8 protein-coding genes are annotated in these 12,699 nt (G+C 53.3%); 5 read left to right on the forward strand and 3 right to left on the reverse strand.

Translation table 11 applies throughout. From position 1 onward, the window contains the following. Window position 1 precedes the first annotated feature (1 nt). The 4 genes from DDY07_RS19620 (at window position 2) to DDY07_RS23940 (ending at window position 5,514) form a co-directional block, all read left to right on the forward strand. Window positions 2-2,149, forward strand: coding sequence for a type I secretion system permease/ATPase (locus DDY07_RS19620; RefSeq protein ID WP_171697109.1), 2,148 nt, complete (start codon window positions 2-4; stop codon window positions 2,147-2,149). Window positions 2,150-2,153: 4 nt separating this feature from the next. Further along, window positions 2,154-3,587: an HlyD family type I secretion periplasmic adaptor subunit gene (locus DDY07_RS19625; protein ID WP_171697110.1), complete on the forward strand. Its 1,434-nt coding sequence runs from the start codon at window positions 2,154-2,156 to the stop codon at window positions 3,585-3,587. 413 nt (window positions 3,588-4,000) lie between these two features. After that, on the forward strand, window positions 4,001-4,816 hold the full coding sequence (locus tag DDY07_RS19630) for a hypothetical protein (protein ID WP_253734548.1): 816 nt from the start codon (window positions 4,001-4,003) through the stop codon (window positions 4,814-4,816). A 302-nt stretch (window positions 4,817-5,118) separates the two neighbouring features. Continuing rightward, entirely contained in the window at window positions 5,119-5,514 is a 396-nt protein-coding gene (locus tag DDY07_RS23940) for a hypothetical protein (protein ID WP_216614785.1), read from the forward strand. A gap of 356 nt (window positions 5,515-5,870) precedes the next feature. Here the strand turns inward: DDY07_RS23940 and DDY07_RS19640 are convergent, their stop codons facing one another. The 3 genes from DDY07_RS19640 to DDY07_RS19650 form a co-directional block, all read right to left on the reverse strand. Continuing rightward, complete coding sequence (locus DDY07_RS19640; RefSeq protein WP_171697111.1) at window positions 5,871-10,505, reverse strand: EAL domain-containing protein; 4,635 nt, start codon at window positions 10,503-10,505, stop codon at window positions 5,871-5,873. Between the two features lie 69 nt (window positions 10,506-10,574). Beyond that, window positions 10,575-11,264 carry a tetratricopeptide repeat protein gene (locus DDY07_RS19645; protein ID WP_171697112.1) on the reverse strand — a complete coding sequence of 230 codons (690 nt, stop codon included), beginning with the start codon at window positions 11,262-11,264 and terminating at the stop codon, window positions 10,575-10,577. 231 nt (window positions 11,265-11,495) lie between these two features. After that, on the reverse strand, window positions 11,496-11,969 hold the full coding sequence (locus DDY07_RS19650; RefSeq protein ID WP_171697113.1) for a CYTH domain-containing protein: 474 nt from the start codon (window positions 11,967-11,969) through the stop codon (window positions 11,496-11,498). A 124-nt stretch (window positions 11,970-12,093) separates the two neighbouring features. On the opposite strand from DDY07_RS19650, the gene sodB reads away from it, so the two are divergent. Further along, window positions 12,094-12,675, forward strand: coding sequence for a superoxide dismutase [Fe] (sodB, locus tag DDY07_RS19655; protein WP_033156944.1), 582 nt, complete (start codon window positions 12,094-12,096; stop codon window positions 12,673-12,675). Window positions 12,676-12,699 lie beyond the last annotated feature (24 nt).

The raw sequence follows: 12,699 nt of genomic DNA on the forward strand, positions 1-12,699 counted from the left end.
AATGACCAATTCTTCTCCCTCTCCCGCTAGTGCTGCCCCCGCCGCTACCCTCGATACCGGCCTGGCCTGCCTGGCGATGTTGGCCCGTCTGCACGGCGTTGCCGTCGATCCCGACCAACTAGCTCACCAGTTTCGGCCTAGCGGCAAGCTATTGGGCTGTGACGATATTCTGCTGGCCGCCAAAACGCTGGGTTTGCAGGCCAAACGGGTCAAGACCTCGCTGGCCCGCTTGGACAAGACGCCGCTGCCTGCGGTGGCGATCAGTGGCGATGGAACATTTTTCGTCCTGGCCCGCGTCGATAACGGCCAAGTGTTAATTCACGACCCCGCTGCCGCTCGCCCCGAACAAATGCCGTTAGAGGCTCTCGCCGAGCGCTGGTCCGGCGCACTGATCTTATTCACCTCGCGCGCCTCGTTGGCCGCCGAGCTGGGCAAGTTCGATTTCACCTGGTTTATCCCGGCCATCGTCAAATACCGCAAGCTGTTACTGGAAGTGTTGTTGGTCAGTCTGGTCTTGCAGTTGTTTGCCCTAGTCACGCCTTTGTTCTTTCAGGTGGTGATGGACAAGGTCCTGGTGCATAGAGGTTTTACCACGCTGGACGTGATCGCCGTCGGTCTGCTGGTAGTAACCTTGTTCGAGGTGCTGCTGACCGGCTTACGCGGCTATGTGTTTGCCCACACCACCAGCCGGATTGATGTCGAGCTGGGGGCCCGGCTATTCCGGCATCTGTTGAATCTGCCGATGGCTTACTTCGAAGCCCGTCGAGTCGGTGATTCGGTGGCGCGGGTCCGCGAATTGGAAAACATTCGGGCCTTTTTGACCGGCAATGCGGTAACGGTGGTGTTGGACTTGCTGTTCTCGGTGGTGTTTCTGGCGGTGATGGCCTATTACAGCGTGGACCTGACCTTGATCGTCTTGGTGTCTTTACCGTGTTATGTCTTGCTGTCGGTATTGTACACCCCGCTATTACGGGGCCGCTTGCACGAGAAATTCAATCGCGGCGCCGAGAATCAGGCATTTTTAGTCGAGGCGATTTCCGGCATCGGTATCGTCAAGGCCATGGCGGTGGAGCCGCAACTGACCCGGCATTGGGACAAGCAATTGGCCGGTTATGTTTCGGCCGGGTTTCGTACCGCCAGCGTTGGCCTGTTCGCCAATGCCGGCGTCACCTTGATAGGCAAACTGGTTACCGTCGCCACCATGTGGCTGGGCGCCCGTCTGGTCATTGATGGCGAACTCAGCGTCGGTCAGTTGATCGCCTTTAATATGCTGGCCGGCCATGTGGCGCAACCGGTGATGCGTTTGTCGCAGCTGTGGACCGACTTTCAGCAGACCGGCATCTCCATGCAACGGCTGGGCGACATCCTCAATAGCCGTGGCGAAGCGGCCGGCAACAAGAGCAGTCTGCCGCCGATTCAAGGCAAAATCGAGTTCGACCAAGTGGTGTTCCGCTATAACCCGGACGGCTCGGAAGTGCTGAAAGGCATCAGTCTGGACATCGCCGCCGGCGAAGTGATCGGCATCGTCGGCCGCTCAGGTTCCGGCAAGAGTACCTTGACCAAGTTGCTGCAACGCCTCTATGTCCCCGAACGCGGGCGGGTGCTGGTGGACGGCATGGATTTGGCCTTGGCCGACGTCTCGTCCCTGCGCCGGCAGATCGGCGTGGTATTGCAGGAAAACGTGTTGTTCAATCGCAGCATTCGCGACAACATTGCCTTGACCGATCCCGGCGCACCCTTACCGCAAATTATTGCCGCCGCCAAACTGGCCGGCGCCCACGACTTTATCCTGGAACTGCCGGAAGCCTACGACACCATGGTCGGCGAACACGGCTCCACCCTGTCCGGCGGTCAGCGTCAGCGTATCGCGATTGCCAGAGCCCTAATCAGCAATCCGCGTATCCTGATCTTCGACGAAGCCACCAGTGCGCTGGACTACGAATCCGAGCGCATCATCCAGAACAATATGAAAGCCATCTGCCAAGGCAGAACCGTCATCATCATCGCCCACCGCTTGAGCGCGGTACGCGATGCCAACCGTATTATCGTCATGGAGCGCGGCCAGGTCGTTGAGGCCGGCAGTCATAGTGAATTGTTGACCCACGAGTTGGGCCATTACAGCCGGCTGCATCGGCTGCAGATGGGATAATACGATGTTGAAACTTCAAGCAATCTTAGAACTGTTACACCGTTACCGACAAGCCTTTCGGCACGCCTGGGCTCGTCGGGCTGAACTGGACAGCGTTCCTCGTTTGGCGCACGAAAGCGCTTTTCTGCCTGCCGCGCTGGCCTTACAGGAAACCCCGGTTTCGCCGGCACCGCGCGTGGCGATCTGGTTATTGATCGGCTTTGCGCTGTTGGCAGTGCTGTGGGCCGGTTTCGGCCGGATCGACATCGTCGCTACCGCCCAAGGCAAGATCGTCCCCAACGACAGGGTCAAGACCATACAGCCCTTGGAAACCGCCACGGTCAAAGCCATCCACGTCAACGACGGCCAATCGGTTAAGGCTGGCGATGTGCTGATCGAACTGGATGCGACCGCCGCCGATGCCGATACCGCCAGCATCGCCAACGATTTGCGCACCGCGCAACTGACGGCGGCCCGAGACGGCGCCTTTTTGCAGAGTCTGGCAGCGCTACAAACCGGTAAATCGCTCAAGCCGCAACTCCAGGCGCCGGACGCGATGCCTTCTGAGCAAGTCCAACACGAACAACGTTTGCTGGATGGCGAATGGCAGGAACTGACCAGCAAACTGGAACGGCTGGAAGCGGATAAATCCAGCCGTCAGGCGGCTTTGCGTTCGGTACAGGCCACCGTGGCTAAACTGGCGCAGTCCGCACCGATTGCCCGCCGCTTGGCCGAGGATTACCAACAATTACAAGCCAAGAAATTCGTCTCCAGCCACAACTACCTGGAACGCGAACAGGCACGCATCGAGCAAGAAGGCGAATTGGCCACGCAACGGGAAAAGCAACAGGAGCTTGGCGCCGCGATTCAGGAAGCCGCCAAACAACAAAGCGAACTGTTAGCCGCCGCCCGCCGCACCGCATTGGATAGGCTGCACGACAGCGAACAGAAAATCGAAACCTACACCCAGGCCGGCATCAAGGCCCGCCAGCGCGGCCAACTGCTGACCCTGACCGCGCCGGTGGACGGCATCGTCCAGCAACTGGCGATTCACACCGTCGGCGGCGTCGTCACCCCGGCGCAACCGCTGCTGATCGTAGTCCCGGCCGATCAAGCGATGGAAATCGAAGCCTTCGTCGAAAACAAAGACATCGGCTTTGTGAATCCCGGCCAGGAAGCCGAAATCAAAATCGAAACCTTCCCTTACACAAAATATGGCACCCTGCACGGCGAAGTGACGCATGTGTCCAGCGACGCCATCAACGACGAGAAGCGCGGTTTGATTTACTCATCCCGCGTCAAACTGCCGCGCACCACGATGCAAGTCGAAAACAAAACCGTCAACCTGACGCCGGGCATGGCGGTGACGGTGGAAGTCAAAACCGGGCAAAGACGAGTCATTGAATATTTCCTGTCTCCATTGATTGAGCATGTGGGAGAAAGTTTGCGGGAGCGATAAGTTTGAATGGTACGTTAGCATTGGCACAGCCCACTTCATCATCGGTGTCACCAGCTGTTTGGTATCTGAATATGCATCGTTGACTATGGGAGCTCCGGGGCGGTATGAAATGCAATAGTCGATTCCCATGCCGTCTAAGTGCTATTCGGATCGGTATGAAACTTTATTGCCTTCCTACAATTCCTGTGGGAGAGTAATAAAGTGCCTTCCCACAATTCCGAGGCGTTGAGGTTGGAAGTTAAGGGGGTGTCGGGCTTGCTCGGTAAACCCTTTTTTGTCGATTTGGAGCCGATTAGCTTTGTTCGGGATTGAAATAAAGGGAAGTGCGGAATCATCCGATTGCAGGCCTTTATGAGCGAGCACCATCAGGCAGTTAGTTGGTCAACAGCAGAAGTAGGCTGGGTTGAATGATAATGAAACCCAGCTTAGAAGCTGATAAGTTTACTACTCCAAAGAGCCGTTGGAATGTTAAGAATTTAAAGCATTTGCTGGGTTTTGCATTGCTCTACTCAGCCTACGCCCTGGCTTTGCCATCGGCATTTATCGGTTATGCAGACGTTGGACGCCAAATTTGGAGAAGTATGAATATTTCATTTCGGATCATTGCGGCAACCTTTGCTCTCGCATCAGTTACCGCATGCACAAAGTACAGTGGAGATAGTTTGTTGAATCTCCCCGAGCAAGCGAGCGTTTATGATCAGAGCAGCATTATTTCGAAAGCTAAAAGCGACGTGTCTGACATATTCGATAACCTTGGAATTTCCGAAGAAGCAAACAACTCGCTTCGGAACATTTCCCCAAAGAGCGTTATTCGTGACAGCGAGCCTCTCAAATTGACTCAAGTAGATAATCAGCTTGTAGTTGTAGGGGCAGATACAAATATCGCTTTCGCAACCAATTCCATCATCATTTCAACCGGTGCCGTGCATATCGCTCACAGCAGTAATAGCGTTGTTGTTTGTGGCAGTGATGTAGATATCAGTCACGACGGAAGTTTAGGTAATGGAAGCCTCGTCATATCGAAGGGTAAAGCCAAGATCAGTCATGCTGAAAACACCTTGATATATGCCATAAACGGCGTGGAAATTTCACATGCCAATAATGTTAGGGCGTATAACACAAATGAGCGTAAGACATCGTGGGGACACATCAATAACAATCTCGTGAAACTACTATTCCATGAAGAAACGAAGTCAAACCCGTCAGTCCACACGGGCGCTGTGCAATAAAGCCGCGCAGCGGCCTCATGCCCTATTATTAGGAGCCTCTTGATGACCGAGCATTTGAAGAAACGTTTTGACGAGTTGCTTTCCCAATCCGATGCAGTAACGGCCACCAAACAACGAAAGCACAGTGAGGTCTATGGTTCTTATGAACAAGTTGAGCCAGACCTCTTGCTTGGTGCGTCAAAGCACGTAATTTGCTCGCTAGCGCCTGCGGCCGAGAGTCAGAGTATTTCAAGTCCTTCGTGGAGGCTGAGAAACCAGGGCCTTTTGAGGAAAATCCCGTACGGCTTAGTCGCCTCCGGGCGGTGTTTCACGCGGCACAAGAAGACTTTGAGGGCGGCTACCTCTCGTCTGTTCGCAATTTGGTTCAGGCAGAGGTGTTCTCAACAGAACTTGAACAGGCAAATGAGCTTCTTGCCGCTGGCTATCGAATGCCGGCGGCAGTCATCTGCGGCGTTGTTTTAGAGACTAATCTGCGCGCTCTGTGTGAAGCGTGTGGTTTGGGCGTGGGGAAGCTCAACAAGATGAACGAAGATTTGGCTAAGGCTGGGCGTTATAATTCGCTTGTCCAGAAGCGAATTACCACGCTGGCTGCCATACGAAATAGTGCGGCGCATGGAAAGCTTACCGACTTTGATGACAAAGATGTACGGTCCATGATTGAGGACGTCGAAAGACTAGTAGCAGGGTGGCTCTCATGAAAATAACCATGAGCAAGTAGCCTCAATGTACAAAGAGCTTCCATCGCAAACCTGCCCGGGCAAGCGCGTAAGCAGAAACAGTGTTCGCCGATAGCAAATCGCTTTAATCGCAAACCACGATAACGTTGCGGGCCAGGTAAAAAGCGATTCGGCTAAACCAAATGGGCGCAACCCCAAACCTGAAAGCCTCGTGTGCAGGCTAATAAGCGATTCGCGCGAGGCTTGTGGCTTTGCCCTTAAGCATGTGGAGGTGGTCCGTCAAGTGTTTGTTTCGTCAGGCGGATTGTGGCTGGTCTAACGGGTTCAAATCCGGCTGGGCTTGTATCGGCAGTTTGCTGGACGTGATCAGAATAGGCTTAGGCCGCGGGTTCTAGGCGCTCCAGTAGCTGCACTATTTGCAGATTGGCCTCGCGTAATTGGCTGAAATCTGCGCTGTCGCCGCTTCTGCCGTCCAGCCGATGACGTTGGAGTTGTTCCGCCAGAATTTGTTGGCGGGCTTGCGCCCGCTCCAGTTGTTCCAGTAAACGCGCATCAATGCCGCGTTCGTGTTTGAGCCGTTCCAGCCATCTACCCAGGTGCGATTTTTTCGAGTTCAGGATAGGCCAGCGCGGACTCGTGCCGGTTGGGGGATGCAGACATTGTTCCAGACGGCGCAGCCAATACTGCTGCTGAAGTTTCAGTAATTCCAATTGGTTTTGCCAATTAGTCAGGGAAAGTCTGGCGCAATCGGTCCAGGCCTGAGGGTTGCGATAGCTGTTAACCCAAGCCAACACCGCGTCAGCCGGCATCGCTTCGGCGATGGCGGAACCTTGGGCGATGCTGCATCCCAAATCGATCAGAAAAATCCCGTGTTCTATATCTTCCACGCCTTCGGCAACTGCTTCGCGTTTGAAGGCTTTGGCCAGCGCAATCACACTTTCGACGATGGCCATGTCATCCGGGTCGTCTATCATGTTGCGGACAAAACTCTGATCGATCTTTACCGTATTGATGGTCAAATGCCGCAAATGCGCCAGCGACGAATAACCGGTGCCGAAATCGTCGAGCGCACAGGGTACGCCCAGGTCGTGATAGCATTGTTTCAGCGTCTCCCCCACCGAGATCAAATCCTCCAGTACGCTACTCTCCAGCACTTCCAATTCCAATTGCCAGGAAGGAATTTGCGGGTATTCCGTTAGTAAGGTTTCCAGGGTTTTGATGAAATCCGGCCATTGCAGATGGCGCGGGGATATGTTTACGCTCACTTGTAGATTCAGGCCGAGATCGTGCCAGACCTGCAATTGTTTAAAGGCTTGCCGTAGCACCCAGTTGCTCAGGTCAATTTCCAAGGTAGTGTTTTCCACTATGGGCAGAAATTCGGCCGGCGGCAACACGCCGCGTTGCGGATGGTGCCAGCGGATCAGCGCTTCTGCGCCGACCACTTCGCCGGTTTTGATATTGACTCTGGGCTGGTAATACATGCAAAACTGGTTATCCATCAGCGCCTGGCCGACTTCGGCCAAAGCTTGCTCCAAACGGCTGGGGCGATGATTGATGCTGCTCGATTGTCCCGGCAAATGATCGTAAATCCGATAGCGGTTGCGGCCATCCAATTTGGCCTGATACATGGCTTGGTCGGCGTGGCGCAATAGAATATCCGGATCTTCCAAATCCAGCGGATAGATGGTCACGCCGCTACTGGCGGCAATCCGCACATGGCGGTTTTCCAACTCGAACGGTTCGGCCATGGCCTGATGAATGCGGGTCAAGGCATCTTCGCATTGCTGCACCGATTGCAAATTTTCAAATAACAACGCAAATTCGTCGCCGCCCAGCCGGCAAACCGTATCGCCTTCGCGCAGCTTTAACTTGATGCGTTTGGCGACTTCTACCAATAACTGGTCGCCGGTTTCGTGGCCGAAGTTATCGTTAACCTGCTTGAATCCGTCCAAATCCAGATAACACACCGCCAACAGCGATTCGGCGCGTTTGCTGTGGGCGATAGCCTGGGCAAAGCGGTCGGCAAATAGGGCGCGATTGGGCAATTGGGTAAGCGGATCGAAATGCGCCAGCACTTCCAGCGCCTGCTGCTGTTGTTTACTCTCGGTGATGTCCGAGAACAAACCCAGATAATTGATGATATTGCCGGCGTCATCGCGCAAAGCCGAAACCGTTAACAGTTCGGCATACAAATCCCCATTTTTCCGCCGATTCCAGACTTCGCCTTGCCAATGCCCGGTCTGGTTTATGATCGCCCACATAGCTTCATAAAACTCCGGCGCTTGGCGGCCGGATTTCAAAAAGCTGGGATTTTGTCCCAATGCTTCCTCGCGGCTGTAGCCTGTTATGTCGGTGAAGGCGGCGTTGACATCGATGATACAGGCGTTGAGGTCGGTAATGATGATGCCTTCGTGGGCGTCCGAAAAGACCCGCGCCGATAGCCGTAGTTTTTCCTCGGCCGCTTTGCGTTTACTAACATCATGGACAATCCCGCGCATCCGCACCGGTTTGCCGTTACCGTCGCGCTCGACCTGGCCCACCGAGCGCATCCAGCGCTTTTCGCCGTTAGGGGTTTGGATACGGTATTCCACATCGTAATTGGCGCCGCGTTCTAGGTGCTCGCGGGTCGCTTCCAAAATTAAAGGCCTATCCTCCGGACAAACCACTTCCAGGAAATCATTCCAGGTATTGAGTGGCTTATGCGGAAAACCCAATTCAGTTGTGACGATTTCCGACCAGAACTGGCGGTTTTTCAACAAATCTGCTTCCCAAATACCGACGCCGCCATAGATTTGGCTGATCCGAAAGCGTTCTTCGCTCTCTTTTAGTGCCAGTTCGGTCTGTTTGCGCTCGGTAATATCCTGGACTAACACGACGAAACGGTCGGGGCCGGCTTTATAGCTATCGATGGCATACCAGCGGCCCAGATCGGTCACACAGTTTTCAAAATGTTGCGGCTCGCCACTGGTATCCAGCCCGTCAAAACTGGCGATCCAGGCTCCCGCGGTATTCGGCAAAACCTGCTTCACGGTTTTGCCTATCCAGTTTTCGCGGGCAATGCCGGTCATTTTTTCAAAGGCCGGGTTGATATCCAGATAGCGATAATCGACGATTTTGCCGCTGTCGTCGCGTATTACCTGATGTAGCGCAAAGCCCAGCGACATATTGGTGTAAAGCCGCGCCAGGTCGGCCTCGCTACGTTTGCGAGCCTTGATTTCCTTACGCAGCCTGAACACCCAATAGACGAAAAACAACAGGGCCAGCAGCGCAACGGTAGCGGATCGCAATAGCGCGTCCAGTTGAATGCCTTGCTCGACCTTCAAAGCCATCCAGCGGTTAATAATGGCATCGTGTTCGGCTTGGCTGATACTGGACAGAGCTTTCTCCAGTAGCGACCGCAAGTGCGGCTGAGATGTGAGTGCGGCCATCCGGGTTTCGTTGACGTAGCCAGGTTGGCCGGCAATATGCAGATTCAATAAGCCTTGTTGTTTGATGGCGTAACTGGCCGAAGCCGCATCGCCGATATAAGCATCCACCTTGCCTTCGGCCAGCAGATTCAGCGCTTCTTGTACCGAGGGGGCGGTCAGCAGTCGTATCCCTGGGTAGTCTCTGCTCAGCAATTCCTGCACAAAATACCCTTGCTCGATAGCGACCCGTCTCCCCGTCAGTAGTGGCAGGGAATCGATATAAGCACTGCTTTTGTCGCCGATGATCACCGTCGGTGTGCTGATATAAGGCTGGGTAAAGCTTAAATATTGCTCGCGATCCGGGGTTTTGGTCACCCCGGCGAGCATGTCCAGTTCGCCGCGTTTGGCCATGTCCAGCACTTCCTGCCAGGATTTGTCCATGATCAGCACGAACTTCACGCCCAATCTCTGCTCGATTAGCTTGAGGTGTTCTGCAACCATGCCTTGATGCAGGCCGGTGGCATCCAGCCATTCGTATGGCGGAAAATTCCTGTCTATGCCCACCCGAATTTCTGGATGCTCGGCCAGCCACTGCCGTTCCGCGTCGTTCAATGGCAAATCGGCGGATTGTCTGTTGCCATAGACAAACTCATTGAGTTGGCCGTCGCTTAAAGGACGCGCTAATTTCAGGTTGGCATAAATGTCGGCTACCCGGCGTAAGCGGGCAGCTTCTATCTGGCCCAGCGGGATGTAGTCCGGCATGATCAGCTTACGGGTTTCCTCGGCTTCGTAGCGCAGTTGTTCCGGACTAAGTTTGCTTGGATATTTGCGTTGGATAAGTTCGATCAGTACATCGGGGTGAGACAGCGCATATTCCCAGCCTTTCAGGCTGGCCCGGAGGAAGCGCTCGGCGCGGCCGGGATGTTGTTGTAGCTCTTTGCGGCTGGTGAAAAGCAAGTCGCCGTAAAAGTCGATACCGTAATTTTGCGGATTGATAATATTGAATTTGATGCCGGCTGTGCGAAAGCTGAATGGCATGTCGGTGATATAGCCGGACATCACATCGACTTTATCCGCGATAAAATCGGCGTTGTTAAAGGTCTCGGCAACTTTTTGATAGCGGCTTTCGTTTAGATTGGCTTCGGCGAGTAAGGCGCGAATCTGCGCATTATTCTCGCCCACCACATCGTACATGATGCGCTTGCCGGCCATTTCGTAGGGGCTGACGATGCCGGAAGCTTGTTTGCTGAACAGCGCCAGCGCATCGTGCTGAAATAGGGCGGCTAGAGCCGCTATGGGCTTGCCGTTGGCATACTGGGCAATGATGCCGGAATCGCCGATGCCGTATTCGGCTTCCCCGGATGCGACCTGTTCTACGTAGTCTTGGTCAGGATTGCGCTCGCGTATTTCTACCTGCAAACCTTCCTCGGCATAATAGCCTTGCTCGATAGCTGCGTAATAACCGGCAAATTGGAATTGGTGAAACCATTTCAATTGTAGCCCTACTGGTTCCAGCGGCTGATTTGCTGCGGGTGTGCCAGCGGTGCTGGACGTACAAAACAGTAAAAAAAATACCGAGGACAGTCCGAAAATGGTTTTTTTCATAAATGCCAGTCGTGGCCTGTTTTGAAAGTAGGGTTATTCTACAGCCAAAGGCAAACTGGCCAGGCGGATTTAGTCGGCTGTCGCGGAAGTGAACAACGATTGAAATTTATTTTTGCCGGCGTTGGATTTACGTTGCTGGGTATGTGCCAGCGCCATTTTGGCTTCGTTTTGCAACTGGGTATCGGCAAATACTTGCTGTTTGCGCAGCGGGGCCTGGACGGCCTTGTGCAAATATTCCTCAGCTTCCGCGCTGCGATCCTGTTGCAGCAAATAATCGGCGTAGAAGTAATTGGCGTCGATACCGTTAGGGTTGATTTTCAGGCTGGCTTTCAACATTTGCTCCGCAAGCTGATTATCCCCAAAAGATACCGGCCAGCCAGGCACCATGTAATACAGCGTGCCCAGCGTGACATAGGCCGCGCCATCCAGCGCATTGGGATTTTGGGCGATGGCTTCTTCCAACAGTGTCTTGGCGGTTTGCAGGCTGGACAAGGCGCTCAACGAAGATTGAAACGCCGCATTGGTGGCGATAATCGTCGCTTGCCAGATTTTCGGCTCGGCGGCATTCGGGTAGCGTTTGGTTAATTCCGCGGCTGTTTCCAGCAATTGCGGATAAGTTTGTCTTTGCCGGGTTTCGTCGCTTTGATAATAAACGCTGGCCCACTCGCTTTCCAAGCGGGCAATAGCGGTCGCCAGCTCCGATGCATGCAGCGGGCCGGCGAAAAGTATCAATAAAACAACAAAAGTAGCTTTGCTCATACACTCAATATAGAGCATTGCATTTTGGATTTCAATACGTCCTTTAAATTATTGTTTTAACAAAGTATTACCTATCGCAAAAATTCGCTAAGCGCCAGGCTTTAGAGAGGCGGCTTAGGTCTATGTTTGTAGCGCTGTAGCGACTCTGCAAATATCTTGTCCCAGTTTTGCAACAAGCGCCGCAAACCTCAGAAAACGGCAGTTTTTATCGCCTATTTGGATTGTTGCCGCTTATTTATCCCAATCCTTGAACGGATACTTGCAGAGATTATTGTTGTAATAGCGTATGTCGTCGGTAACTTCCATACCGACCCAGTCCGGCCTAACAAAGGCCTCTCCTACTGTCGACAATTCGATTTCAGCGACAATCAAACCTTGGTTATCGCCCATGAATTCGTCAATTTCCCAAACATGCCGGTCGCGATAGACAAAATGACGGATTTTTTCCACTAACGGCTTATGGCATAGCTCGTCGAGAATACTGTTGGCGTCATTCAACGGGATTTCATACTCAAATTCCTGGCGATGACTACCGATAGTGGCGCTCTTGATATTCAGCCAAGCTTGCTTGTCGGAAATACGCACACGAACCGAACTGAGCGGACTGCTGCTTAAATAGCCTTGTTTGTAGTGTACGGAATGATCGATTTCGCCGCGCCAGTCGTCGTTCGCCAGCAAAAACTTATGTTCAACCTCAAGTGCCATCGTTGTTTTCCTTTGATTAGGTAGTGTTAAGCAATAATTCTTTATTATAATGCTGGGTAATTAGGTTTGGGCGGTAAGCCCGCGCCTAATCACTGCTGCTGTTCAATCAATCTGGAGAATAAAGATGGCTTTTGAATTACCTGCATTACCGTACGCAAAAGACGCATTGGCGCCGCACATTTCCGCAGAAACGATCGAATTTCACTACGGCAAACATCACCAAACTTATGTCACCAACCTGAATAATCTGGTTCCCGGCACCGAGTTTGAAGGCTTGTCCCTGGAAGAGATCGTGAAAAAATCCTCTGGCGGCGTATTCAACAACGCAGCGCAAATCTGGAACCACACCTTTTATTGGAACAGCCTGTCTCCCAACGGCGGCGGCGAACCTACCGGTGGTTTGGCAAATGCCATTGACAGAACTTTCGGTTCTTTCGAGAAATTCAAAGAAGAATTCACCAAATGCGCGGTCACCACTTTCGGCTCAGGTTGGGCGTGGTTGGTGAAAAACGATAAGGGTGGTCTGGAACTGGTCAGCACCAGCAACGCCGGTTGCCCGTTAACTGCCGGCCAAACGCCGTTGTTGACTTGCGATGTTTGGGAACACGCTTATTACATCGATTTCCGCAATCTGCGTCCTAAATATCTGGAAGCTTTCTGGGCCTTGGTTAACTGGGAATTCGCCAGCGCCAATTACGAAGCTTAAGCCTTAGAAGGCGCGGGCCGGCGT

It is taken from the genome of Methylomonas sp. ZR1 (assembly GCF_013141865.1).
Classification (GTDB): Bacteria; Pseudomonadota; Gammaproteobacteria; order Methylococcales; family Methylomonadaceae; genus Methylomonas.

Excerpts from the sequence above, each read along its gene's own strand:
- DDY07_RS19620 (WP_171697109.1), top strand. The coding sequence starts at position 2 with ATGACCAATTCTTCTCCCTCTCCCGCTAGTGCTGCCCCCGCCGCTACC.
- DDY07_RS19625 (WP_171697110.1), top strand. The coding sequence starts at position 2,154 with ATGTTGAAACTTCAAGCAATCTTAGAACTGTTACACCGTTACCGACAA.
- DDY07_RS19630 (WP_253734548.1), top strand. The coding sequence starts at position 4,001 with ATGAAACCCAGCTTAGAAGCTGATAAGTTTACTACTCCAAAGAGCCGT.
- DDY07_RS19640 (WP_171697111.1), bottom strand. The coding sequence starts at position 10,505 with ATGAAAAAAACCATTTTCGGACTGTCCTCGGTATTTTTTTTACTGTTT.
- DDY07_RS19645 (WP_171697112.1), bottom strand. The coding sequence starts at position 11,264 with ATGAGCAAAGCTACTTTTGTTGTTTTATTGATACTTTTCGCCGGCCCG.
- DDY07_RS19650 (WP_171697113.1), bottom strand. The coding sequence starts at position 11,969 with ATGGCACTTGAGGTTGAACATAAGTTTTTGCTGGCGAACGACGACTGG.
- sodB (WP_033156944.1), top strand. The coding sequence starts at position 12,094 with ATGGCTTTTGAATTACCTGCATTACCGTACGCAAAAGACGCATTGGCG.